Raw genomic sequence first — 21,020 nt, forward strand, 5'->3', positions numbered from 1 at the left:
GTGGCGATCATGAGCCTGGCCGACGCGCTGGACACGTACATCCCGACGCCGGAGCGTGCAGTTGACGGCGCGTTCCTGATGCCGGTGGAAGACGTGTTCTCGATCTCGGGCCGTGGTACGGTTGTGACGGGTCGCGTTGAGCGCGGCATCGTGAAGGTCGGCGAAGAAATCGAAATCGTCGGTATCAAGCCGACGGTGAAGACGACCTGCACGGGCGTTGAAATGTTCCGCAAGCTGCTGGACCAAGGTCAAGCAGGCGACAACGTTGGTATCCTGCTGCGCGGCACGAAGCGTGAAGACGTGGAGCGTGGCCAGGTTCTGGCGAAGCCGGGTTCGATCACGCCGCACACGCACTTCACGGCTGAAGTGTACGTGCTGAGCAAGGACGAAGGCGGCCGTCACACGCCGTTCTTCAACAACTACCGTCCGCAGTTCTACTTCCGTACGACGGACGTGACGGGCTCGATCGAGCTGCCGAAGGACAAGGAAATGGTGATGCCGGGCGACAACGTGTCGATCACGGTGAAGCTGATCGCTCCGATCGCGATGGAAGAAGGTCTGCGCTTCGCAATCCGCGAAGGCGGCCGTACGGTCGGCGCCGGCGTCGTCGCCAAGATCATCGAGTAATATCGACGATCCGCGGATCCCGACGGGGTCCGCGATTCCGCGGTAGTAGTTTTACCGTCGAAACCGGGTGTCCAGCTTGCGCTGGCACCCGGTTTTGTTTTTTCGGTACGCCGATGTGCGGGGCGAGAAACTCGCACCATCGCTCCAGAATTTCGTGTAGAATCGCGGGCTTAGCAGTGGAAGTACCGTTCGGAACTTGATGTCTCGCTCCCCGCAGGCGTCATGTTTCGCGTTCTTTTAGTGTCCGGCGATGCAACATCGCCTCGCTCTTTCCAAGGAATCGTCATGCAGCAACAGAAAATCCGCATTCGCCTGAAGGCATTCGACTATCGTCTGATCGATCAATCGGCTGCCGAGATCGTCGATACCGCGAAGCGGACTGGCGCAATCGTCCGTGGCCCGGTGCCGCTGCCGACGCGCATTCAGCGTTTTGACATCCTGCGTTCGCCGCACGTCAACAAGACGTCGCGCGATCAGCTCGAAATCCGTACCCACCAGCGCCTGATGGACATCGTCGATCCGACCGACAAGACGGTTGACGCGCTGATGAAGCTCGACCTGCCGGCTGGCGTCGACGTGGAAATCAAGCTGCAGTAAGGCTTCCGGCGCCGATCGGCTAGCCGGGCGGCGCTAAGTCTTTGATTGCTTGCGGAAAACGCGAGGTCGGGCTATAATGCTTGGCTTTTCGCGTATTCGCGGAAAAAAGTTGGGCCTTGCGTGCCCGGCATTTTGTAAATCAGCCCCGACCAATCGCAGTCGGGAATGGAGAAAATGATGAGCCTTGGACTCGTAGGTCGCAAGGTTGGCATGACCCGTATCTTCACGGCGGAAGGGGATTCGATTCCCGTCACCGTGCTGGACGTGTCGGACAACCGCGTGACGCAGATCAAGACTGTTGAAACCGACGGCTACACGGCCGTGCAGGTTGCATTCGGCTCCCGTCGTGCATCGCGCGTGACGAAGCCGCTGGCAGGTCATCTCGCCAAAGCCGGTGTCGAAGCCGGTGAAATCCTCAAGGAATTCCGCATTGACGCGGCCAAGGCAGCTGAGCTGTCGAATGGCGCCGTGGTCGGTGCAGATCTTTTCGAAGTGGGCCAGAAGGTCGACGTGCAAGGCGTGTCGATCGGTAAGGGCTACGCCGGTACGATCAAGCGTTACAACTTCTCCTCCGGCCGTGCTACGCACGGTAACTCGCGCTCGCACAACGTGCCGGGTTCGATCGGTATGGCGCAGGATCCGGGTCGTGTTTTCCCGGGTAAACGCATGACGGGTCACATGGGTGACGTGACGGTGACGGTGCAGAACCTCGAAATCGCTCGTATCGACGCAGAGCGCAAGCTGCTGCTCGTGAAGGGTGCGATTCCGGGCGCGAAGGGCGGCAAAGTCTTCGTGACGCCGGCCGTCAAGACCAAGGGGGCGAAATAATGGAACTCAAGCTCCTGAACGAAAATGGTCAGGAAGGTGCAGTGGTCAACGCATCGGACGTCGTGTTCGGTCGTGACTACAACGAAGCGCTGATCCACCAGGTCGTCGTCGCTTACCAGGCGAATGCTCGCCAGGGTAACCGCGCACAGAAGGACCGTGAGCAAGTCAAGCACACGACGAAGAAGCCGTGGCGCCAGAAGGGTACGGGCCGCGCTCGTGCCGGTATGTCGTCGAGCCCGTTGTGGCGTGGCGGTGGTCGTATCTTCCCGAATTCGCCGGAAGAAAACTTCTCGCACAAGGTCAACAAGAAGATGCATCGCGCAGGTCTCTGCTCGATCTTCTCGCAGCTGGCCCGTGAAGGCCGTCTGTCGGTCGTCGAGGACATCATCCTCGAAGCGCCGAAGACCAAGCTGCTGGCCGAAAAATTCAAGACCATGGGTCTCGACTCCGTTCTGATCATTACGGATACGGTCGACGAGAACCTGTACCTGGCATCGCGCAACCTGCCGCACGTGGCAATTGTCGAGCCGCGCTACGCTGACCCGCTCTCGCTGATCTACTTCAAGAAAGTGCTGGTCACGAAGGCTGCGGTCGCCCAGATCGAGGAGTTGCTGTCATGAGCGAGATTCGCAAGAACGATCATCGTTTGATGCAGGTCCTGCTCGCACCGGTGATCTCGGAGAAGGCGACGCTGGTTGCCGACAAGAACGAGCAAGTCGTGTTCGAAGTCGCACCGGATGCCACGAAGCAGGAAGTGAAGGCGGCTGTCGAGCTGCTGTTCAAGGTTGAAGTTGATTCCGTCAACGTGCTGGTTCAGAAGGGCAAGCAAAAGCGCTTTGGCCGTTCGATGGGCCGCCGCAAGGACGTGAAGAAGGCGTACGTTTGCCTGAAGCCCGGCCAGGAAATCAACTTTGAAGCGGAGGCCAAGTAATCATGGCAATCGTTAAAGTTAAGCCGACATCGCCGGGTCGCCGCGCGATGGTCAAGGTGGTCAACAAGAATCTGCACCAGGGCAAGCCGTTCGCGGCACTGCTCGACTCGCAGAGCTCGACCGCCGGTCGTAACAACAACGGCCGTATCACCACGCGTCACAAGGGTGGTGGTCACAAGCAACACTATCGTATCGTCGATTTCCGTCGCACGAAGGATGGCATCCCGGCAAAGGTCGAGCGTCTCGAGTACGACCCGAACCGTAGCGCGAACATCGCGCTGGTGCTCTACGCAGACGGCGAACGTCGCTACATCATCGCCCCGAAGGGCCTGACCGTCGGCCAACAGCTGATGTCGGGTTCGGAAGCGCCGATCCGTGCAGGCAACACGCTGCCGATCCGCAACATTCCGGTCGGTACGACGATCCACTGCATCGAGATGCTGCCGGGCAAGGGCGCGCAAATGGCGCGTTCGGCTGGTACGTCGGCAATGCTGCTGGCACGTGAAGGCGTCTACGCGCAGGTTCGTCTGCGTTCGGGCGAAATCCGCCGCGTGCACATCGAGTGCCGTGCAACGATCGGTGAAGTCGGCAACGAAGAGCATAGCCTGCGCCAGATCGGCAAGGCTGGCGCGAACCGCTGGCGCGGTATCCGCCCGACGGTGCGTGGCGTTGCGATGAACCCGGTTGATCACCCGCACGGTGGTGGTGAGGGCAAGACGGCTGCAGGTCGCGATCCGGTTAGCCCGTGGGGTACGCCGGCTAAGGGTTATCGCACCCGTAGCAACAAGCGCACGACGACGATGATCGTCCAGCGCCGTCACAAGCGTTAAGGAGTAGGCAATGGCACGTTCTGTTAAAAAAGGTCCGTTCTGCGACGCCCATTTGCTGAAGAAAGTTGAGGCGGCTGCAGCTTCGCGCGACAAAAAGCCGATCAAGACCTGGTCGCGTCGCTCGACGATTCTGCCGGATTTCATCGGCCTGACGATCGCTGTTCACAACGGCCGTCAACACGTTCCGGTGTACATCTCGGAAAACATGGTCGGCCACAAGCTTGGCGAGTTCGCACTGACCCGTACGTTCAAGGGTCACGCAGCCGACAAGAAGGCCAAGAAATAAGGGGCAATCAAGATGGAAGTGAAAGCAATTCATCGCGGTGCCCGCATCTCGGCGCAAAAAACGCGCCTTGTGGCTGACCAGATCCGCGGTTTGCCGGTCGACAAGGCGCTGAACGTTCTGACGTTCTCGCCGAAGAAAGCGGCTGGCATCGTGAAGAAGGTTGTGCTGTCGGCAATCGCGAATGCGGAGCACAACGAAGGCGCCGATATCGACGAGCTCAAGATCAAGAGCATCTTCGTCGACAAGGCTGCATCGCTCAAGCGTTTCACCGCGCGCGCCAAGGGCCGCGGTAACCGCATCGAGAAGCAATCCTGTCACATCACTGTGACGGTCGGGAATTAAGGAGCCATACGATGGGACAGAAAATTCATCCGACTGGCTTCCGCCTGGCTGTCAGCCGTAATTGGGCTTCGCGTTGGTACGCGAACAACAACAATTTCGCGGCGATGCTGCAGGAAGACATCGGTGTTCGTGAATACCTGAAGAAGAAGCTGAAGAACGCTTCGGTCGGTCGGGTCGTCATCGAGCGTCCGGCGAAGAACGCGCGCATCACGATTTACAGCTCGCGTCCGGGTGTGGTCATCGGCAAGAAGGGCGAGGATATCGAACAGCTGAAGACGGAACTGCAACGCCGCATGGGCGTTCCGGTTCACGTCAACATCGAAGAGATCCGCAAGCCGGAAACCGATGCTCAGCTGATCGCTGACTCGATCACGCAACAGCTCGAGCGCCGGATCATGTTCCGTCGCGCGATGAAGCGTGCGATGCAGAACGCGATGCGTCTGGGTGCCCAGGGCATCAAGATCATGAGCGCGGGCCGTCTGAACGGTATCGAAATCGCCCGTACGGAGTGGTATCGCGAAGGTCGCGTGCCCCTTCACACGCTGCGTGCCGATATCGACTACGCGACCTCGGAAGCGAAGACGACCTACGGGATCATCGGCGTCAAGGTGTGGGTGTACAAGGGCGACACGCTCGGCCGCAACGACGCACCGGTGGTGGAAGAAGTAGCCGAAGACAAGCGTCCGCGTCGCAATGCGCGTCCGGGCGACCGTCGTCCGCGCCGTGACGGCGAAGGCGGCGCTCCGGGTGCTCGTCGTGGCGCACCGCGCCGTGGCGCCGGCAAGCCCGAAGACGGCAAGACTGGAGAATAACGATGCTGCAACCGAAACGCAGAAAGTATCGTAAAGAGCAGAAGGGTCGTAACACCGGCAAGGCGACGCGCGGCAACGCAGTGTCGTTCGGTGACTTCGGCCTGAAGGCTATCGGTCGCGGTCGTTTGACCGCACGCCAGATTGAAGCGGCGCGTCGTGCAATGACGCGTCACATCAAGCGTGGCGGCCGCATCTGGATCCGGATCTTCCCGGACAAGCCGATTTCGCAGAAGCCGGCCGAAGTGCGTATGGGTAACGGTAAGGGTAACCCGGAGTACTACGTCGCCGAGATTCAGCCGGGCAAGATGCTCTATGAAATGGACGGCGTAACCGAAGAACTGGCACGCGAAGCGTTCCGTCTGGCTGCAGCCAAGCTGCCGCTGAAGACGGCATTCATCGTGCGCCAGCTCGGCGCCTAAGGAGAAAATATGAAGGCTTCCGAACTTCTCCAGAAAGACCAGGCCGCGCTCAACAAGGAGCTGGCGGACCTGCTGAAGGCGCAATTCGGCCTGCGCATGCAACTCGCGACCCAGCAGCTCACGAACACGAGCCAGCTGAAGAAGGTTCGTCGCGACATCGCACGTGTGCGGACCGTCATGACTCAGAAGGCGAACCAGAAATGAACGATAGCGTGAAAACCTCGCTGAAGCGGACGCTGGTCGGTCGGGTCGTCAGCAACAAGATGGACAAGACCGTCACCGTGCTGATCGAGCACCGCGTCAAGCATCCGATCTACGGCAAGTACGTCGTGCGCTCGAAGAAGTACCACGCGCACGATGAAGCGAACACCTACAACGAGGGTGACCTCGTTGAAATCCAGGAAACTCGTCCGCTGTCGAAGACGAAGGCCTGGACGGTGTCGCGCCTCGTCGAAGCCGCTCGCGTCATCTAAGCGGACAGCGCAGTAGGCAGTAACAAGTACTTCTCCACGAAGTGCTTGAAATCGCAAAGTTTTTGCTTGCGTGACCAGGATTATTTGTTATAATCCTGGTCTTCCCTCTTTATGGGAGCCCCGTCGCGGGCGAAGTTGGTGGGGGAAGCGGACTGGCGCCTGCCTGTCCGAAAGATTCACCGAATTGCGATGGCGGGTTTCGTTTGCCGTCGCTGCTGTTCCAACCCAAGCAGCCGATTGGCTGACGGGACCAAGACTGACCGAATGCATCATGGTGGTGCATCCGGATTAAGTTGGGAAAGACAAACCATGATCCAGACCGAATCTCGGCTCGAAGTAGCCGACAACACGGGTGCACGTGAAGTTCTGTGCATCAAGGTGCTCGGCGGCTCGAAGCGTCGTTACGCCGGCATTGGCGACATCATCAAGGTGAGCGTCAAAGAGGCAACGCCGCGCGGGCGCGTGAAGAAAGGCGAAATTTACAACGCCGTGGTGGTCCGCACCGCCAAGGGTGTGCGCCGTCAAGACGGCTCGCTGATCAAGTTCGACGGCAACGCCGCTGTGCTTTTGAATAACAAGCTCGAGCCGATCGGCACCCGTATCTTCGGGCCGGTCACGCGTGAGTTGCGTAGCGAACGATTCATGAAGATCGTTTCGCTGGCGCCGGAAGTGCTGTAAGGAGTCGCGATGAACAAGATTCGCAAAGGTGACGAAGTCATCGTCGTCACTGGCAAAGACAAGGGCAAGCGCGGCGTCGTGCTGGCTGTCGGTGCAGAGCATGTGACGGTTGAAGGTATCAACCTCGTCAAGAAGCATGTGAAGCCGAACCCGATGAAGGGTACGACGGGCGGCGTGGAAGCGAAGACGATGCCCCTGCATATTTCGAACGTCGCACTGGTCGACGCGAATGGCAAGGCGTCGCGTGTTGGCATCAAGGTCGAGGAAGGCAAGAAGGTTCGCTTCCTGAAGACGACCGGTGCTGTACTGAGCGCCTGACGCAGCGGAGTAAAAAATGGCTCGTTTTCAAGAGTTTTACAAAGAAAAGGTTGTGCCCGGCCTGATCGAGAAGTTCGGTTACAAGTCGGTCATGGAAGTGCCGCGCATCACCAAGATCACGCTGAACATGGGTCTTGGCGAAGCGATCGCTGACAAGAAGATCATCGAGAACGCCGTTGGCGACCTCACGAAGATCGCTGGTCAGAAGCCGGTCGTGACGAAGGCACGCAAGGCAATCGCAGGCTTCAAGATCCGCCAGGGTTACCCGATCGGCGCGATGGTGACGCTGCGTGGCCAAGCAATGTACGAATTCCTCGACCGTTTCGTGACGGTTGCCCTGCCCCGCGTGCGTGACTTCCGCGGCGTGTCGGGTCGTGCTTTCGATGGCCGTGGCAACTACAACATCGGTGTGAAAGAGCAGATCATTTTCCCCGAAATCGACTACGACAAGATCGACGCACTGCGTGGGCTGAACATCAGCATCACGACGACTGCGAAGACCGACGACGAAGCAAAGGCTCTGCTCGCCAGCTTCAAGTTCCCGTTCAGAAACTGAGGTTACCGTGGCTAAACTGGCACTGATCGAACGTGAAAAGAAGCGCGCCCGCCTGGTCGCGAAGTTCGCAGCAAAGCGCGATGCGCTGAAGGCGATCGTCGAAGACCAAAGCAAGTCGGAAGAAGAGCGCTACGAAGCACGCCTTGAGCTGCAGCAACTGCCCCGCAACGCAAACCCGACCCGCCAGCGTAACCGCTGCGCGATCACGGGCCGTCCGCGTGGCACGTTCCGTAAATTCGGCCTCGCGCGTAACAAGATTCGTGAAATCGCATTCCGTGGCGAGATTCCTGGCCTGACCAAGGCGAGCTGGTAATAGGAGAAACGTAAATGAGCATGAGTGATCCTATCGCCGATATGCTGACTCGCATCCGCAATGGGCAGATGGTCGAGAAGGTATCGGTGTCGATGCCCTCGTCGAAAGTCAAGGTTGCAATCGCGCAAGTCCTGAAAGACGAAGGCTATATCGACGATTTCGCCGTGAAGGCGGAAGGTGCGAAGTCCGAACTGAATATCGCGCTGAAGTACTACGCTGGCCGTCCGGTTATCGAACGCATCGAACGCGTGTCGAAGCCTGGCCTGCGCGTGTACCGCGGCCGTAACGACATTCCGCAGGTCATGAATGGCCTCGGTGTGGCAATCGTGTCGACGCCGAAGGGCGTGATGACCGACCGCAAGGCGCGCGCTACCGGCGTCGGCGGCGAAGTCATCTGCTACGTCGCTTAAAGCCGAGGAGAGAGAAACATGTCTCGAGTAGGTAAGAGCCCGATCGCGCTGCAAGGCGCGGAAGTCAAGCTGGCCGACGGTGCAATCACCGTCAAGGGCCCGCTGGGCACCATCACGCAAGCGATCAATCCGCTCGTGAACGTGGCGAACAACGACGGCACGCTGAACCTGTCGCCGGTGGACGAAAGCCGCGAAGCAAATGCACTGTCGGGCACGATGCGCGCGATTATCGCGAATGCCGTGCACGGCGTGACCAAGGGTTTCGAGCGCAAGCTGACGCTGGTTGGCGTCGGTTATCGTGCGCAAGCGCAAGGCGACAAGCTGAACCTGTCGCTGGGTTTCTCGCACCCCGTGGTGCACCAGATGCCGGAAGGCGTCAAGGCAGAAACCCCGACGCAAACCGAAATCGTGATCAAGGGGATCAACAAGCAACAAGTCGGTCAAGTGGCTGCGGAAGTTCGCGGTTACCGTCCGCCGGAGCCCTACAAGGGCAAGGGCGTGCGCTATTCCGACGAGGTTGTGATCCTCAAAGAAACGAAGAAGAAGTAAGGGTGCGCAATCATGGATAAGACTCAATCTCGCCTGCGCCGCGCTCGCCAGACGCGTATCAAGATCGCTGAGCTGCAGGTCGCGCGTCTCGCCGTGCATCGCACGAACACGCACATCTACGCTCAAGTGTTCTCGCCCTGCGGCACCAAGGTGCTCGCCAGCGCGTCGACGCTCGAAGCTGAAGTGCGCGCTGAACTGGCCGACAAGTCGGGCAAGGGCGGCAACGTTAATGCCGCGACGCTGATCGGCAAGCGTATTGCCGAGAAGGCAAAGGCTGCCGGCATCGAATCCGTCGCCTTCGATCGCTCGGGCTTCCGCTACCACGGCCGCGTCAAGGCGCTGGCTGAGGCAGCTCGCGAAGCTGGGCTCAAGTTCTAAGGAAGGAATTCGTCATGGCAAAGATGCAAGCGAAAGTTCAGGCTGACGAGCGCGACGACGGCCTTCGTGAAAAGATGATTTCGGTCAATCGCGTGACCAAGGTCGTGAAGGGTGGCCGTATTCTCGGCTTCGCCGCACTGACCGTGGTTGGCGACGGTGATGGCCGTATCGGTATGGGCAAGGGCAAGGCGAAGGAAGTGCCGGTCGCTGTCCAGAAGGCAATGGAACAAGCTCGTCGCAACATGTTCAAGGTGCCGCTCAAGAACGGCACGTTGCAACACGAAGTGCACGGCAAGCATGGCGCATCCGCTGTCCTCCTCGCTCCGGCGAAGGCAGGTACGGGCGTGATCGCCGGCGGCCCGATGCGCGCAGTGTTCGACGTGATGGGCGTTCAGAACGTCGTGGCGAAGAGCCACGGTTCGACGAACCCGTACAACCTCGTTCGCGCCACGCTGGACGGTCTGCGCAAGCAGTCCACCCCGGCAGACATCGCGGCGAAGCGCGGCAAGTCCGTCGAAGAAATTTTGGGCTAAGCCCGGGTGGTCACCATGTCTGAAAAAACTGTCAAGGTTCAGCTCGTTAAGAGCCTGATCGGGACCCGCGAATCGCACCGCGCGACCGTGCGTGGCCTGGGCCTGCGCCGACTCAACTCGGTCAGCGAGCTTCAGGACACGCCGGCGGTCCGCGGCATGATCAACAAGGTCTCGTACCTCGTTAAGGTCATCGCGTAAGCGGCCCTACGGATCAAGGAGTTGATATGGAATTGAATAACCTGAAGCCGGCAGCTGGCGCCAAGCACGCCAAGCGTCGCGTCGGCCGTGGCATCGGTTCGGGCCTCGGCAAGACGGCTGGCCGTGGTCACAAGGGTCAGAAATCGCGTTCGGGCGGCTTCCACAAAGTCGGTTTCGAAGGCGGTCAGATGCCGCTGCAACGTCGTCTGCCGAAGCGCGGCTTCACGTCGCTGACGAAGGAATTCGTCGGTGAAGTGCGCCTGAGCGACCTCGAGAAGCTGCCGGTCGATGAGATCGATCTGCTCGCACTGAAGCAAGCCGGCCTGGTCGGTGAGCTGACGAAGAGCGCAAAGATCATCGCGACGGGCGAACTGAAGCGCAAGATCGTCGTGAAGGGTCTCGGTGCCACCAAGGGTGCGCGCGCTGCGATCGAAGCGGCCGGCGGTTCGTTCGCCGAGTGACACGCGTAGCGCGTCGTCACTTGCATTCATCGGAGAAGGTACTTGGCTAACAGCCCGAGTCTTGCAAAACCCGGTCGAAGCACGGCGAAATTCGGCGATCTGCGTCGGCGAGCGATGTTCCTGCTCCTGGCGCTGATCGTCTATCGCATCGGCGCGCACATTCCCGTGCCGGGCATCGATCCGGATCAACTGGCTAAGCTGTTCCAGAGCCAGGCGGGCGGCATCCTGGGCATGTTCAACATGTTCTCGGGTGGCGCGCTTTCCCGCTTCACGATCTTTGCGCTGGGGATCATGCCGTACATCTCGGCGTCGATCATCATGCAGTTGCTGGCGATCGTATCGCCGCAGCTCGAGGCGCTGAAGAAGGAAGGGCAGGCTGGGCAACGGAAGATCACGCAGTACACGCGGTATTTCACCGTAGTGCTCGCGACCTTCCAGGCGTTCGGTATCGCGGCTGCGCTGGAAAACCAGCCGGGCCTCGTCACTGACCCCGGCATGCTGTTCCGTCTGACGACGGTCGTGACGCTGGTTACCGGCACGATGTTCCTGATGTGGCTCGGCGAGCAGATTACCGAGCGTGGTCTGGGCAACGGTATCTCGATCATCATCTTCGGCGGGATCGCAGCAGGGTTCCCGAATGCCGTCGGTGGGTTGTTCGAGCTGGTGCGTACGGGTTCGATGAGCATCATTTCGGCGATCATCATCGTCGTTCTGATCGCCGCGGTGACTTACCTGGTCGTGTTCATCGAACGCGGTCAGCGCAAGATCCTCGTGAACTACGCGAAGCGCCAGGTCGGCAACAAGATCTACGGTGGGCAGTCGTCGCATCTGCCGCTGAAGCTGAACATGTCGGGTGTGATTCCGCCGATCTTCGCATCGTCGATCATTCTGTTCCCGGCAACGATTCTCGGCTGGTTCAGTACCGGTCAGCCGACGGGAAGCTGGATTTCCAATACGTTGCATAACGTTGCGGAAGCGCTTAAGCCGGGCCAGCCGGTCTATGTGCTGCTGTACACGCTGGCAATCGTGTTTTTCTGCTTCTTCTACACCGCGCTGGTGTTCAACAGCAGGGAAACCGCGGACAACCTGAAGAAAAGCGGCGCGTTTGTTCCGGGCATCCGTCCGGGCGATCAGACCGCACGATATATCGACCGCATCCTCACGCGTCTGACGCTGGCCGGTGCGATCTACATCGTCTTCGTGTGTCTGCTGCCAGAGTTTCTGGTGCTGCGCTGGAACGTGCCGTTTTATTTTGGTGGAACGTCGCTGCTGATCATTGTCGTCGTCACGATGGACTTTATGGCGCAGGTGCAGTCGTACGTTATGTCGCAACAGTATGAGTCTCTGCTCAAGAAGGCGAACTTCAAGGGCGGCAACATCCCGATGCGTTGAAAGGACTATGGCCAAAGACGATGTAATCCAGATGCAGGGTGAGGTGATCGAGAACCTCCCGAATGCGACCTTCCGTGTGAAGCTGGAAAACGGCCATGTCGTGTTGGGGCATATTTCCGGAAAGATGCGGATGCACTACATCCGCATTCTGCCCGGCGACAAGGTGACGGTTGAGTTGACGCCTTACGATCTGTCTCGTGCGCGGATCGTGTTCCGGGCGAAGTGATTTGAAAAAAGGGTATTATCATGAAAGTGATGGCATCGGTTAAGCGCATTTGCCGCAATTGCAAGATCATCAAGCGCAAAGGCGTCGTTCGCGTGATCTGCAGCTCGGATCCGCGCCACAAGCAGCGCCAAGGCTGACCGCGCGTTTGTTTGCGCTTTTTGTTTGAGGAAAAACAATGGCTCGTATCGCAGGGGTTAACATCCCGAATCACCAGCACACCGAGATCGGCCTGACGGCAATCTTTGGTGTCGGCCGCACCCGTTCGCGCAGCATCTGCGTGGCAGCTGGCGTCGATTTTTCGAAGAAGGTCAAGGACTTGACCGACGCAGACTTGGAAAAGCTGCGTGAAGAAGTGGGCAAGTTTGTCGTCGAAGGCGATCTGCGCCGTGAAGTGACGATGAACATCAAGCGCCTGATGGACCTCGGTTGCTACCGTGGTGTTCGTCATCGCAAGGGCCTGCCGATGCGCGGTCAGCGTACGCGTACGAACGCACGTACTCGCAAGGGTCCGCGTCGTGCAGCGCAAGCGCTGAAGAAGTAAGCGGAACTGACAGTTACAGGAAAACGTAATGGCTAAGGCTTCGAACACCGCGGCGCAACGCGTTCGCAAGAAGGTTAAGAAGAACGTCGCTGAAGGCGTGGTTCACGTTCACGCGTCGTTCAACAACACGATCATCACGATCACCGATCGCCAAGGCAATGCACTGGCATGGGCGACGTCGGGCGGCCAGGGCTTCAAGGGCTCGCGCAAATCGACGCCGTTCGCTGCTCAGGTCGCAGCCGAGTCGGCAGGTCGCGTCGCGCTGGAATACGGCGTGAAGAATCTGGAAGTGCGGATCAAGGGCCCGGGCCCGGGTCGTGAGTCGGCAGTGCGCGCACTGCACGGCCTCGGCATCAAGATCACCGCGATTTCGGACGTCACCCCGATTCCGCACAACGGCTGCCGTCCGCCGAAGCGTCGTCGTATCTAAAGATGTGCTGGCACGTTCGTGCTAGCACATTGCCTGTCGCCGCTTAGCGTCGACGGGCGTTGCTTTTTTGATTGACTAAGCCCACCGTTCGCCCCAAAGGGAGCGGACTAGCGCGGATTTCGATCCGCGTGACTGATTGATAAAGGAATGCAAAGTGGCACGTTATATCGGCCCCAAAGCCAAGCTGTCCCGCCGTGAAGGCACCGACCTGTTCCTGAAGAGCGCACGCCGCTCGCTCGCCGACAAGTGCAAGCTCGACAGCAAGCCGGGTCAGCACGGCCGTACCTCGGGCGCACGTACGTCCGACTACGGTACGCAGCTGCGCGAAAAGCAGAAGGTCAAGCGTATCTACGGCGTGCTGGAGCGTCAGTTCCGCCGCTACTTCGCTGAAGCCGACCGCCGCAAGGGCAACACGGGTGAAAACCTGCTGCAACTGCTCGAGTCGCGCCTCGACAACGTCGTGTATCGCATGGGCTTCGGCTCGACCCGCGCTGAAGCGCGTCAGCTGGTCAGCCACAAGTCGATCACCGTGAACGGCGTCGTTGCGAACGTCCCGTCGCAGCAAGTGAAGTCGGGTGACGTCGTCGCGATCCGCGAAAAGGCGAAGAAGCAAGCGCGTATCGTCGAAGCGCTGTCGCTGGCCGAGCAAGGCGGCATGCCGAGCTGGGTTGCAGTCGATGCGAAGAAGTTCGAAGGCACGTTCAAGCAAATGCCGGAACGCGCTGAAATCGCAGGCGACATCAACGAAAGCCTGATCGTCGAATTGTATTCGCGTTAATCCGATTGACGGCCGAGGTACCCCGATTGCGTTACGCAAGGAGGGGCCTCGGCTGTTTATTTTCTGGTTGTTACCGGTCAGCCTTATCGGTGTAACGAGCCGAGGGTATTGAAAAGGAAAGCCCATGCAAACCAGTTTGCTGAAACCCAAGATCATCGCCGTGGAATCGCTGGGCGAGAACCACGCGAGGGTGGTCATGGAACCGTTCGAACGCGGTTACGGCCATACCTTGGGCAATGCGCTGCGTCGCGTGCTGCTGTCGTCGATGGTTGGCTACGCGCCGACCGAAGTGACGATCGCGGGCGTGGTGCACGAGTACTCGACGCTGGATGGCGTGCAGGAAGACGTCGTCAACCTGCTGCTGAACCTGAAGGGCGTGGTGTTCAAGCTGCATAACCGTGACGAAGTGACGGTTACGCTGCGCAAGGAAGGTGAAGGCGTTGTCACGGCCGGCGATATCGAGCTGGCTCACGACTGCGAAGTCATCAACCCGAATCACGTGATTGCGCACCTGTCGAAGGGCGGCAAGCTCGACGTTCAGATCAAGATCGAAAAGGGTCGCGGCTATGTGCCCGGCAACGTCCGTCGCTACGGCGAAGACACGGCCAAGATCATCGGCCGCATCGTCCTCGACGCATCGTTCTCGCCGGTTCGCCGCGTGAGCTACGCTGTCGAAAGCGCACGTGTCGAGCAGCGTACCGACCTCGACAAGCTCGTGATGAACATCGAGACGAGCGGTGTGATCACGCCGGAAGAAGCGATCCGTCAATCGGCCCGCATCCTGGTCGACCAGCTGTCCGTGTTCGCGGCGCTGGAAGGCACGGAAACGGCAGCCGAAGCGCCGTCGCGTGCACCGCAGATCGATCCGATCCTGCTGCGTCCGGTGGACGATCTCGAGCTGACGGTTCGTTCGGCGAACTGCCTGAAGGCCGAGAACATCTACTACATCGGCGACCTGATCCAGCGCACGGAAAACGAGCTGCTGAAGACGCCGAACCTCGGTCGCAAGTCGCTCAACGAGATCAAGGAAGTGCTCGCTTCGCGCGGTCTCACGCTGGGCATGAAGCTCGAAAACTGGCCGCCGGCTGGTCTCGACAAGTAAGCCTGGTTGTTGCTGTAGTTGGCAAAGATGCGGATTTTCCTTTAAAATCCGCATCTTGCTTTTTTCACTACCGGCCCGTGCACCCGTCGAGGTGCGATAGAAGAGCTGGATCAAAACTTTGAATCAAGGAAACTGAAATGCGCCATCGTCATGGTCTGCGGAAACTGAACCGCACGAGCAGCCACCGTCTGGCTATGCTCCGTAACATGTCCAACTCGCTGATCGAGCACGAAGTCATCAAGACGACGCTGCCGAAGGCGAAGGAACTCCGTAAAGTCGTCGAGCCGCTGATCACGCTCGGCAAGAAGCCGTCGCTGGCAAACCGTCGCCTGGCGTTCAACCGCCTGCGCGATCGTGACTCGGTGGCGAAGCTGTTCGACGTGCTCGGTCCGCGTTTCGCGAACCGTCCGGGCGGCTACCTGCGCGTGCTGAAGTTCGGCTTCCGCGTGGGCGACAACGCACCGATGGCACTGGTCGAGCTGCTCGATCGTCCGGAAGTCGACGAAACGGAAAACGTGCAAGAAGCTGAATAAGCTTCCGGTACGCAGCAGTATCTGAAAGGGGCCGAGCGATTGCTTGGCCCTTTTTGTTTTTCAGGCGCCGGCTGCGATCGATTGTCGCAGGGTGGTGCCGGCAGCGTTGCGCGGGCTGCGCTACGATACGGGGCAGCCGGCGCGCGCCCCAGGTGGGCAATTCGCGTCGGCATGAGCCGATAGACCAGCCAGGAGGGCGCGGATGATAGTGGTGCTGATGCTGACGACGGTGCCCGATGCCGCGACCGCTCAGGCGCTTTCAGAGGGTGCGCTCGACGCGCGGCTTGCCGCGTGCGTGTCGGAGCTCGGTGCGATCAAGTCGCGCTATTACTGGCAGGGCAAGGTCGAAACGGCCGACGAGATCCAGTTGCTGTTCAAGACGAGCCCCGTGCGGGCGCTCGAACTGGAGCGATTTATTCTCGCGCATCATCCTTACGAGACGCCTGAAGTCGTCTCGTGGCAGACGACGGCATCGGCCGCGTACGGTCAGTGGGTGACCAGCGAAACTCAACGTCTATTTCATGTTTAACGGTATGGCGCTTCCCGTGCGCGTGCGCGCGCTGCGGTTCCTCGCAGTCCTGTTGTCGTTCATGCTCGTGCTGGGCGGCCTGTCGGTCGCGCGCGCGGCCGACGATTTTCTCGATCCGTCGGTAGCGTTCAAGTTCAGTGCGAGCGAATCGCCGGGGCAGGTGGACGTCCGCTTCAAGGTCGCCAACGGCTATTACCTGTACCGCGAGCGGTTCGCGTTCGCGGTGAAGAGCGGGCAGGCGACGCTCGGCGATCCGCAATTCCCGGCCGGCCACGTGAAATTCGATCAGACGTTCCAGAAGAACGTCGAGACCTACCGTGACGAAGTCGTCGTGCACGTGCCCGTCAAGCAGGCGTCGGGCCCGTTCGAACTCGCGGTGACGTCGCAGGGGTGCGCGGACGAGGGCATCTGCTATCCGCCGGCCGAGCACGTCGTGAAGGTCGACGGCGCCGCGCTGGGCGCCGCCTCGTCGTCCGGCGATACGGCCGCCGCGGGTAGCTGGTTCGACAAGGTCACGAGCGCCGATTTCGCGCAGTCGTTGCTCGAAGGGCACGGCTTCTTCACGATCGTCGCACTGTATTTCGTCGCGGGCGTCGTGCTGAGCCTGCTGCCGTGTTCGTACCCGATGATCCCGATCGTGTCGGCGATCATCATCGGCCAGGGCACGCGCGCGACGCATGCGCGCGGCTTCGCGCTGTCGCTGACCTATGTGGTCGGCATGGCGCTGGTTTATACGGTACTCGGCATCGCCGCGGCGCTGGTGGGCCAGAGCCTCGGCGCGTGGCTGCAGAACCCGTGGGTGCTCGGCGCGTTCGGCGTGCTGCTGACCGCGTTTGCCGTCTCGCTGATCTCGGGCAAGGACATCGCGCTGCCCGCGCGCTGGCAGAACGGCGCGGCCGACGCATCGGGCGCGCGCCAGGGCGGCCATTTCGTCGCGGTCGCGGCGATGGGCGCGCTGTCCGCACTGGTCGTCGGTGCGTGCATGACGGCGCCGCTGTTCGCGGTGCTCGCCTTCATCGCCCATACGGGCAATGCACTGCTCGGCGGTGCCGCGCTGTTCGCGATGGGGCTGGGGCTGGGCGTGCCGCTGCTGGTCGTCGGCGTCGGTGCCGGGACGGTGCTGCCGCGCGCCGGTGCCTGGATGGATGGCGTGAAGGTGTTCTTCGGCATCGTGCTGCTCGCAGCTGCGCTGTGGATCGTGTGGCCGGTGCTTGCCGGTGGCCTGAAGATGGTGCTCGCCGCGTTGTGGCTGCTGATCGCGGCCGCGGCGCTCGGGCTGTTCACGCCGAATGCCGGCGCCACATCTATCTGGCGTCGCCTCGGTCGTGGCGTGGGCGCCGCGCTCGCGATCTGGGCGGCCACGCTGCTGGTCGGCCTGGCCGCGGGGTCGACCGATCCGGTCAAGCCGTTGGCGGTGCTGGCGGCACGCACGGTTGCGTCAGGCGGCCCTGCGACGGCAGGCGCGGCCGGTGCGCAGGACGGCCCCGCGTTCGCATCGGTGCGCTCGAGCGGTGAACTCGACGCGCTGCTGAAGACGTCCGGCCAGCCCGTGATGCTCGACTTCTATGCCGACTGGTGCGTGAGCTGCAAGGAGATGGAGCATCTGACGTTTACCGACGCGCGCGTGCAGGCGCGGCTCGCGCAGCTTCATCTCGTGCGCGCGGACGTCACCGCGAACAACCCGGACGACCAGGCGCTGTTGAAGCGCTTCAACCTGTTCGGGCCGCCGGGCATCATCTTCTTCGATCGCAACGGTAACGAGATCGGGCGTGTGGTTGGCTATCAGGCAGCTGAGACGTTCCTGCGCAGCCTCGACCGGGCTGCGGTCCCGACGGTGTGACCATGCCTGCCGGGAGCGCGCCGGCGGCGAAGCGGCGCGCTCGTGCGGCATGAGCTGAAGATCGGCACGAGCAGACGGCTCTGATCGACGGGAACAAAAAAACGGCGGGACACCGAAGTGTCCCGCCGTTTTTGTTTCCGCCTGCCGGCGGGCAATCAGCGTTGCGCTTTCAGCAGACGCGCGGCGTCGAGCGCGAAGTACGTGAGGATGCCGTCGGCGCCCGCACGCTTGAACGCGAGCAGCGATTCGAGCACGACCTTGTCGTGGTCGAGCCAGCCGTTCATCGCGGCAGCCTTCAGCATCGCGTATTCGCCGCTCACCTGGTACACGTAGGTCGGGAAGCGGAACTCGTCCTTCACGCGGCGCACGATGTCGAGGTACGGCATGCCGGGCTTGACCATCACCATGTCGGCGCCTTCGTCGATGTCGAGGCGCACTTCGCGCAGCGCTTCATCGCTGTTCGCCGGATCCATCTGGTAGGTCATCTTGTTGCCCTTGCCCAGATTGGATGCCGAGCCGACCGCGTCGCGGAACGGGCCATAGAACGCCGATGCGAACTTGGCCGAATAGGCCATGATGCGCGTGTGGATATGGCCGTCGCTTTCCAGCATTTCGCGGATCGCGCCGATGCGGCCGTCCATCATGTCCGACGGGGCGACGATGTCGACACCGGCTTCAGCCTGCGCGCGCGCCTGGTCGATCAGGATCTCGATCGTGTCGTCGTTGATCACGTAGCCATTTTCGTCGAGCACGCCGTCCTGGCCATGGCTCGTGTACGGATCGAGTGCGACGTCGGTCAGCACGCCGAGCTCGGGGAAGCGCTTTTTCAGCTCGCGCACCGCGCGCGGGATCAGGCCTGCCGGATTGGCTGCCTCGCGGCCGTCAGGCGTTTTCACCGACGGCTCGATGGCCGGGAACAGCGACAGCACGGGCACGCCGAGTTCGACGCACTGCTCGGCGACCTGCATCAGCAGATCGACGGACACGCGTTCGACGCCCGGCATCGATGGTACCGGCTGCCGTTCGTTGGTGCCTTCGACGACGAATACCGGATAGATCAGGTCGTCGGTGGTCAGGCGGTTTTCGCGCATCAGGCGGCGGGAGAAGTCGTCGCGGCGCATCCGGCGCGGACGATGAAGCGGATGGAAGCTCATGGCGATTGGGTAGAAATCAGGGCAGTAAGGACCTTACGGAACCCTTCGGTCATTTTCGGGAGCGTTGGTATATGATAGCGATCGAGCGGCACGCGTCGCGTGCAGCTCCCCGCTTCTCCTCCCTGAGCGGGTGCCTGTCGTTTTTCGATTAGGCTGTTTGACCCGCCGTTCAACGGCGGGTTTTTTTATGCGCCGGCCGAAACCGCAGGCACCGTCAGGTGCGCGCCGCCGATCCCGGCCGCGCGTTGCCCGATCATTGTGCTACAGGCGCGCTTTCTTCGTCGGCGACGGACGGCCGCAGCCAGCTCTCGATCAGCGCGTGTGCCTCGTCGAGCCCCGTGCGCTTCATTGCCGAGAACAGCTGGACCGTCAGCTTGCCCTGGACGCCCTGGTCACGATACGCATCGAGCCCCTTTTGCGTGGTCCGCAGCGCATTGATGCTTTCCTGCCGCGTCAATTTGTCGCACTTCGTCAGCAGCGTGTGGATCGGCTTGCCGGTCGGCACGAACCACTCGATCATGCGGCGATCGAGGTCGGTCAGCGGACGGCGCGAATCCATCATCAGGATCAGGCCGCACAGCTGCGAGCGGGTCGCGAGGTAGGACGACAGCAGCATTTCCCAGTGGGCCTTGGCGGCACCGGGCACTTCCGCATAGCCGTAGCCGGGCAGATCGACGAGATTCGCGACGGGCTCGGCGGCCGGGCCGACGGAGAAGTAGTTGATATGCTGCGTGCGGCCGGGCGTCTTCGACGCGAAGGCGAGCCGCTTCTGGTTGCACAGCACGTTGATCGCCGTCGACTTGCCGGCATTCGAGCGGCCTGCGAACGCGATTTCCGGCTGGACCGTCGGCGGCAGGTCGCGCAGATGGTTGACGGTCGTGTAGAAGCGGGCTTGATGGAGCAGAAAGGCCATGGGAACCGGAAGGACGGGCGGCGCAAGCCGCTTGGTGGAGGCGGGGTAGCCCCGATAGGCGCGGGAGCTTTCAACACGATATTGTACAATACGGCGGTTTTGCCGAAGGCTACCGGGCGCCTGCCTCGCGCTTTTATGTAGCTTCTGCGGTAGACTGAACGCCGTCGTTTTTTGCAGAACCTCAAATTCCCACAAGACGAAACAGGGTGTGCGAATGAATCGACTGTGCAAGTCTCTGATGGTGCTTCAGGTTGCAGCAGGGTTCGTAGGTTTCGTAGCGGAGGCAAACGCGGCGGAGGCGGCAAAGCCGGATCTCGACCGCGGCAAGGCGATTGCCGGGCAGGTCTGCGCGTCGTGTCACGGCGCCGACGGCAACAGCGCGTCGGGCAGTTTCCCGAAGCTAGCCGGCCAGCATCCCGAATATCTGGTCAAGCAGTTGAACGACTTCAAGACGCAGCCGGGCGCGAAGGGGCCGGTGCGGAACAACGCGGTGATGGTCGGATTCGCGAGCGCGCTGAGCGCGGACGACATGCGCAACGTCGCCGCGTACTACGGGTCGCAGTCGACGAAGCTCGGCACCGCACGCGATGCGGCGACCGTGCCGATCGGCCAGAAGATCTATCGCGGCGGCATTGCGGAGAAGGGCGTCCCCGCCTGCGCGAGCTGCCACGGGCCGACAGGGCAGGGGATCCCGGTCCAGTACCCGCGTCTGTCGGGGCAATGGGCCGATTACACGGTCGCGCAGTTGACCGCGTTCCAGCAGGGTGCCGGCGCGCGCAACAACAACGAGGCGATGCATCAGATCGCGACGCGGCTGTCGGACAACGAGATCAAGGCCGTCGCGGATTACATCACGGGCCTGCGTTGAGCGGTCAGCAGCGAGAATGACCGGGCGCCCGAAGGGCGACCGGAGTCAGAACAAGAAAAGGGTGGGGCGCCGCATCGTTGCGGTTGCCTCGCCCTTCTTTTTTGTCGGCACGCGCCGGGCCAAGCCAGGATGGCGAGGCTTGCGGGAGATGGGGGGCTGGGCTCCCCAAGCGAAC

At 61.1% G+C, this 21,020-nt stretch carries 35 protein-coding genes; 33 read left to right on the forward strand and 2 right to left on the reverse strand.

What is annotated here, in order from left to right:
- The 32 genes from LGN19_RS38085 to dsbD all read left to right on the forward strand — a co-directional run.
- Positions 1-627: EF-Tu/IF-2/RF-3 family GTPase (locus LGN19_RS38085; RefSeq protein ID WP_077234745.1), on the forward strand; the 627-nt coding region annotated here is incomplete at its 5' end.
- A gap of 285 nt (positions 628-912) precedes the next feature.
- Positions 913-1,224 (forward strand): 30S ribosomal protein S10, encoded by a 312-nt coding sequence (rpsJ, locus tag LGN19_RS38090; RefSeq protein ID WP_004199280.1) that lies wholly within the window; start codon positions 913-915, stop codon positions 1,222-1,224.
- Between the two features lie 177 nt (positions 1,225-1,401).
- Complete coding sequence (gene rplC / locus LGN19_RS38095; RefSeq protein ID WP_006482922.1) at positions 1,402-2,052, forward strand: 50S ribosomal protein L3; 651 nt, start codon at positions 1,402-1,404, stop codon at positions 2,050-2,052.
- Positions 2,052-2,672: a 50S ribosomal protein L4 gene (rplD, locus tag LGN19_RS38100; RefSeq protein ID WP_011350675.1), complete on the forward strand. Its 621-nt coding sequence runs from the start codon at positions 2,052-2,054 to the stop codon at positions 2,670-2,672. Before rplC ends, rplD begins: the two co-directional genes overlap by 1 nt.
- Positions 2,669-2,983: a 50S ribosomal protein L23 gene (gene rplW / locus LGN19_RS38105; protein WP_004199275.1), complete on the forward strand. Its 315-nt coding sequence runs from the start codon at positions 2,669-2,671 to the stop codon at positions 2,981-2,983. The genes rplD and rplW overlap by 4 nt, the downstream gene beginning before the upstream one ends.
- 2 nt (positions 2,984-2,985) lie before the next feature.
- Positions 2,986-3,813, forward strand: a complete 828-nt coding sequence (rplB, locus tag LGN19_RS38110) for a 50S ribosomal protein L2 (RefSeq protein WP_006482900.1) — start codon at positions 2,986-2,988, stop codon at positions 3,811-3,813.
- 10 nt (positions 3,814-3,823) lie between these two features.
- Positions 3,824-4,099: a 30S ribosomal protein S19 gene (gene rpsS / locus LGN19_RS38115; RefSeq protein WP_004199273.1), complete on the forward strand. Its 276-nt coding sequence runs from the start codon at positions 3,824-3,826 to the stop codon at positions 4,097-4,099.
- A gap of 12 nt (positions 4,100-4,111) precedes the next feature.
- Positions 4,112-4,441 (forward strand): 50S ribosomal protein L22, encoded by a 330-nt coding sequence (gene rplV / locus LGN19_RS38120; protein WP_114175686.1) that lies wholly within the window; start codon positions 4,112-4,114, stop codon positions 4,439-4,441.
- Positions 4,442-4,452: 11 nt separating this feature from the next.
- Positions 4,453-5,253, forward strand: coding sequence for a 30S ribosomal protein S3 (gene rpsC, locus LGN19_RS38125; protein WP_006482899.1), 801 nt, complete (start codon positions 4,453-4,455; stop codon positions 5,251-5,253).
- Between the two features lie 2 nt (positions 5,254-5,255).
- Entirely contained in the window at positions 5,256-5,672 is a 417-nt protein-coding gene (gene rplP, locus LGN19_RS38130) for a 50S ribosomal protein L16 (protein WP_006752927.1), read from the forward strand.
- A 9-nt stretch (positions 5,673-5,681) separates the two neighbouring features.
- On the forward strand, positions 5,682-5,876 hold the full coding sequence (gene rpmC, locus LGN19_RS38135) for a 50S ribosomal protein L29 (RefSeq protein ID WP_006400652.1): 195 nt from the start codon (positions 5,682-5,684) through the stop codon (positions 5,874-5,876).
- Complete coding sequence (gene rpsQ, locus LGN19_RS38140; protein WP_043191859.1) at positions 5,873-6,145, forward strand: 30S ribosomal protein S17; 273 nt, start codon at positions 5,873-5,875, stop codon at positions 6,143-6,145. Before rpmC ends, rpsQ begins: the two co-directional genes overlap by 4 nt.
- Before the next feature lie 309 nt (positions 6,146-6,454).
- Positions 6,455-6,823 carry a 50S ribosomal protein L14 gene (rplN, locus tag LGN19_RS38145; protein WP_006482918.1) on the forward strand — a complete coding sequence of 123 codons (369 nt, stop codon included), beginning with the start codon at positions 6,455-6,457 and terminating at the stop codon, positions 6,821-6,823.
- 9 nt (positions 6,824-6,832) lie between these two features.
- Positions 6,833-7,141, forward strand: a complete 309-nt coding sequence (rplX, locus tag LGN19_RS38150) for a 50S ribosomal protein L24 (RefSeq protein ID WP_006477187.1) — start codon at positions 6,833-6,835, stop codon at positions 7,139-7,141.
- Between the two features lie 16 nt (positions 7,142-7,157).
- The gene (gene rplE, locus LGN19_RS38155; protein WP_006477186.1) at positions 7,158-7,697 is read left to right on the forward strand and encodes a 50S ribosomal protein L5; all 540 of its coding nucleotides are present in this window, start codon (positions 7,158-7,160) and stop codon (positions 7,695-7,697) included.
- Between the two features lie 7 nt (positions 7,698-7,704).
- Positions 7,705-8,010 carry a 30S ribosomal protein S14 gene (gene rpsN, locus LGN19_RS38160; protein ID WP_011350676.1) on the forward strand — a complete coding sequence of 102 codons (306 nt, stop codon included), beginning with the start codon at positions 7,705-7,707 and terminating at the stop codon, positions 8,008-8,010.
- Positions 8,011-8,024: 14 nt separating this feature from the next.
- A complete protein-coding gene (gene rpsH, locus LGN19_RS38165) occupies positions 8,025-8,420 on the forward strand; it encodes a 30S ribosomal protein S8 (protein WP_011350677.1) in 396 nt (131 codons plus the stop codon).
- A gap of 18 nt (positions 8,421-8,438) precedes the next feature.
- Complete coding sequence (rplF, locus tag LGN19_RS38170; RefSeq protein WP_006758786.1) at positions 8,439-8,969, forward strand: 50S ribosomal protein L6; 531 nt, start codon at positions 8,439-8,441, stop codon at positions 8,967-8,969.
- 12 nt (positions 8,970-8,981) lie between these two features.
- Positions 8,982-9,347, forward strand: a complete 366-nt coding sequence (rplR, locus tag LGN19_RS38175) for a 50S ribosomal protein L18 (RefSeq protein ID WP_006477183.1) — start codon at positions 8,982-8,984, stop codon at positions 9,345-9,347.
- A gap of 14 nt (positions 9,348-9,361) precedes the next feature.
- Positions 9,362-9,880, forward strand: a complete 519-nt coding sequence (gene rpsE, locus LGN19_RS38180; protein ID WP_006482895.1) for a 30S ribosomal protein S5 — start codon at positions 9,362-9,364, stop codon at positions 9,878-9,880.
- A 15-nt stretch (positions 9,881-9,895) separates the two neighbouring features.
- Positions 9,896-10,078, forward strand: a complete 183-nt coding sequence (gene rpmD, locus LGN19_RS38185) for a 50S ribosomal protein L30 (protein WP_006400644.1) — start codon at positions 9,896-9,898, stop codon at positions 10,076-10,078.
- Positions 10,079-10,104: 26 nt separating this feature from the next.
- A complete protein-coding gene (gene rplO / locus LGN19_RS38190) occupies positions 10,105-10,539 on the forward strand; it encodes a 50S ribosomal protein L15 (protein ID WP_006477180.1) in 435 nt (144 codons plus the stop codon).
- Between the two features lie 42 nt (positions 10,540-10,581).
- Positions 10,582-11,931, forward strand: a complete 1,350-nt coding sequence (secY, locus tag LGN19_RS38195; protein WP_006482915.1) for a preprotein translocase subunit SecY — start codon at positions 10,582-10,584, stop codon at positions 11,929-11,931.
- 7 nt (positions 11,932-11,938) lie between these two features.
- Positions 11,939-12,157, forward strand: a complete 219-nt coding sequence (gene infA, locus LGN19_RS38200) for a translation initiation factor IF-1 (protein ID WP_004521905.1) — start codon at positions 11,939-11,941, stop codon at positions 12,155-12,157.
- Positions 12,158-12,177: 20 nt separating this feature from the next.
- On the forward strand, positions 12,178-12,294 hold the full coding sequence (gene rpmJ, locus LGN19_RS38205) for a 50S ribosomal protein L36 (RefSeq protein WP_004199844.1): 117 nt from the start codon (positions 12,178-12,180) through the stop codon (positions 12,292-12,294).
- A gap of 38 nt (positions 12,295-12,332) precedes the next feature.
- The gene (gene rpsM / locus LGN19_RS38210) at positions 12,333-12,698 is read left to right on the forward strand and encodes a 30S ribosomal protein S13 (RefSeq protein WP_006477178.1); all 366 of its coding nucleotides are present in this window, start codon (positions 12,333-12,335) and stop codon (positions 12,696-12,698) included.
- Positions 12,699-12,726: 28 nt separating this feature from the next.
- Positions 12,727-13,128, forward strand: a complete 402-nt coding sequence (gene rpsK / locus LGN19_RS38215; protein WP_085042827.1) for a 30S ribosomal protein S11 — start codon at positions 12,727-12,729, stop codon at positions 13,126-13,128.
- Positions 13,129-13,282: 154 nt separating this feature from the next.
- Positions 13,283-13,906, forward strand: coding sequence for a 30S ribosomal protein S4 (rpsD, locus tag LGN19_RS38220; RefSeq protein WP_011350679.1), 624 nt, complete (start codon positions 13,283-13,285; stop codon positions 13,904-13,906).
- 124 nt (positions 13,907-14,030) lie between these two features.
- Positions 14,031-15,008, forward strand: a complete 978-nt coding sequence (locus tag LGN19_RS38225; RefSeq protein ID WP_006477176.1) for a DNA-directed RNA polymerase subunit alpha — start codon at positions 14,031-14,033, stop codon at positions 15,006-15,008.
- 137 nt (positions 15,009-15,145) lie between these two features.
- Complete coding sequence (gene rplQ, locus LGN19_RS38230; protein WP_006477175.1) at positions 15,146-15,541, forward strand: 50S ribosomal protein L17; 396 nt, start codon at positions 15,146-15,148, stop codon at positions 15,539-15,541.
- Positions 15,542-15,743: 202 nt separating this feature from the next.
- The gene (gene cutA, locus LGN19_RS38235; RefSeq protein ID WP_226220094.1) at positions 15,744-16,070 is read left to right on the forward strand and encodes a divalent-cation tolerance protein CutA; all 327 of its coding nucleotides are present in this window, start codon (positions 15,744-15,746) and stop codon (positions 16,068-16,070) included.
- Positions 16,063-17,910, forward strand: coding sequence for a protein-disulfide reductase DsbD (gene dsbD, locus LGN19_RS38240; RefSeq protein WP_226220095.1), 1,848 nt, complete (start codon positions 16,063-16,065; stop codon positions 17,908-17,910). The genes cutA and dsbD overlap by 8 nt, the downstream gene beginning before the upstream one ends.
- 155 nt (positions 17,911-18,065) lie before the next feature.
- On the opposite strand, the gene hemB is transcribed toward dsbD, so the two are convergent.
- Entirely contained in the window at positions 18,066-19,064 is a 999-nt protein-coding gene (gene hemB / locus LGN19_RS38245) for a porphobilinogen synthase (protein ID WP_174958646.1), read from the reverse strand.
- A gap of 253 nt (positions 19,065-19,317) precedes the next feature.
- Positions 19,318-19,977 carry a ribosome biogenesis GTP-binding protein YihA/YsxC gene (yihA, locus tag LGN19_RS38250; protein ID WP_122944201.1) on the reverse strand — a complete coding sequence of 220 codons (660 nt, stop codon included), beginning with the start codon at positions 19,975-19,977 and terminating at the stop codon, positions 19,318-19,320.
- Between the two features lie 214 nt (positions 19,978-20,191).
- On the opposite strand from yihA, the gene LGN19_RS38255 reads away from it, so the two are divergent.
- Positions 20,192-20,845, forward strand: a complete 654-nt coding sequence (locus LGN19_RS38255) for a c-type cytochrome (RefSeq protein ID WP_226220099.1) — start codon at positions 20,192-20,194, stop codon at positions 20,843-20,845.
- Positions 20,846-21,020: the final 175 nt, after the last annotated feature.

This window comes from Burkholderia sp. AU30198, from assembly GCF_020419825.1.
Classification (GTDB): domain Bacteria; phylum Pseudomonadota; class Gammaproteobacteria; order Burkholderiales; family Burkholderiaceae; genus Burkholderia.

Bases quoted from the DNA above. Each gene is read 5' to 3' on its own strand.
- hemB (WP_174958646.1), bottom strand. From the start codon at position 19,064: ATGAGCTTCCATCCGCTTCATCGTCCGCGCCGGATGCGCCGCGACGAC.
- rplO (WP_006477180.1), top strand. From the start codon at position 10,105: ATGGAATTGAATAACCTGAAGCCGGCAGCTGGCGCCAAGCACGCCAAG.
- rpmJ (WP_004199844.1), top strand. From the start codon at position 12,178: ATGAAAGTGATGGCATCGGTTAAGCGCATTTGCCGCAATTGCAAGATC.
- cutA (WP_226220094.1), top strand. From the start codon at position 15,744: ATGATAGTGGTGCTGATGCTGACGACGGTGCCCGATGCCGCGACCGCT.
- rplN (WP_006482918.1), top strand. From the start codon at position 6,455: ATGATCCAGACCGAATCTCGGCTCGAAGTAGCCGACAACACGGGTGCA.
- rpsK (WP_085042827.1), top strand. From the start codon at position 12,727: ATGGCTAAGGCTTCGAACACCGCGGCGCAACGCGTTCGCAAGAAGGTT.
- LGN19_RS38255 (WP_226220099.1), top strand. From the start codon at position 20,192: ATGAATCGACTGTGCAAGTCTCTGATGGTGCTTCAGGTTGCAGCAGGG.
- rplB (WP_006482900.1), top strand. From the start codon at position 2,986: ATGGCAATCGTTAAAGTTAAGCCGACATCGCCGGGTCGCCGCGCGATG.
- rpsM (WP_006477178.1), top strand. From the start codon at position 12,333: ATGGCTCGTATCGCAGGGGTTAACATCCCGAATCACCAGCACACCGAG.
- rplQ (WP_006477175.1), top strand. From the start codon at position 15,146: ATGCGCCATCGTCATGGTCTGCGGAAACTGAACCGCACGAGCAGCCAC.
- rplV (WP_114175686.1), top strand. From the start codon at position 4,112: ATGGAAGTGAAAGCAATTCATCGCGGTGCCCGCATCTCGGCGCAAAAA.
- rplD (WP_011350675.1), top strand. From the start codon at position 2,052: ATGGAACTCAAGCTCCTGAACGAAAATGGTCAGGAAGGTGCAGTGGTC.
- rplR (WP_006477183.1), top strand. From the start codon at position 8,982: ATGGATAAGACTCAATCTCGCCTGCGCCGCGCTCGCCAGACGCGTATC.
- rplC (WP_006482922.1), top strand. From the start codon at position 1,402: ATGAGCCTTGGACTCGTAGGTCGCAAGGTTGGCATGACCCGTATCTTC.
- rpsJ (WP_004199280.1), top strand. From the start codon at position 913: ATGCAGCAACAGAAAATCCGCATTCGCCTGAAGGCATTCGACTATCGT.
- rplF (WP_006758786.1), top strand. From the start codon at position 8,439: ATGTCTCGAGTAGGTAAGAGCCCGATCGCGCTGCAAGGCGCGGAAGTC.
- yihA (WP_122944201.1), bottom strand. From the start codon at position 19,977: ATGGCCTTTCTGCTCCATCAAGCCCGCTTCTACACGACCGTCAACCAT.
- rpsS (WP_004199273.1), top strand. From the start codon at position 3,824: ATGGCACGTTCTGTTAAAAAAGGTCCGTTCTGCGACGCCCATTTGCTG.
- rpsC (WP_006482899.1), top strand. From the start codon at position 4,453: ATGGGACAGAAAATTCATCCGACTGGCTTCCGCCTGGCTGTCAGCCGT.
- rpsE (WP_006482895.1), top strand. From the start codon at position 9,362: ATGGCAAAGATGCAAGCGAAAGTTCAGGCTGACGAGCGCGACGACGGC.
- rplX (WP_006477187.1), top strand. From the start codon at position 6,833: ATGAACAAGATTCGCAAAGGTGACGAAGTCATCGTCGTCACTGGCAAA.
- rpsH (WP_011350677.1), top strand. From the start codon at position 8,025: ATGAGCATGAGTGATCCTATCGCCGATATGCTGACTCGCATCCGCAAT.
- rplP (WP_006752927.1), top strand. From the start codon at position 5,256: ATGCTGCAACCGAAACGCAGAAAGTATCGTAAAGAGCAGAAGGGTCGT.
- rpsQ (WP_043191859.1), top strand. From the start codon at position 5,873: ATGAACGATAGCGTGAAAACCTCGCTGAAGCGGACGCTGGTCGGTCGG.
- rpmC (WP_006400652.1), top strand. From the start codon at position 5,682: ATGAAGGCTTCCGAACTTCTCCAGAAAGACCAGGCCGCGCTCAACAAG.
- dsbD (WP_226220095.1), top strand. From the start codon at position 16,063: ATGTTTAACGGTATGGCGCTTCCCGTGCGCGTGCGCGCGCTGCGGTTC.
- rplE (WP_006477186.1), top strand. From the start codon at position 7,158: ATGGCTCGTTTTCAAGAGTTTTACAAAGAAAAGGTTGTGCCCGGCCTG.
- rplW (WP_004199275.1), top strand. From the start codon at position 2,669: ATGAGCGAGATTCGCAAGAACGATCATCGTTTGATGCAGGTCCTGCTC.
- LGN19_RS38225 (WP_006477176.1), top strand. From the start codon at position 14,031: ATGCAAACCAGTTTGCTGAAACCCAAGATCATCGCCGTGGAATCGCTG.
- rpmD (WP_006400644.1), top strand. From the start codon at position 9,896: ATGTCTGAAAAAACTGTCAAGGTTCAGCTCGTTAAGAGCCTGATCGGG.
- infA (WP_004521905.1), top strand. From the start codon at position 11,939: ATGGCCAAAGACGATGTAATCCAGATGCAGGGTGAGGTGATCGAGAAC.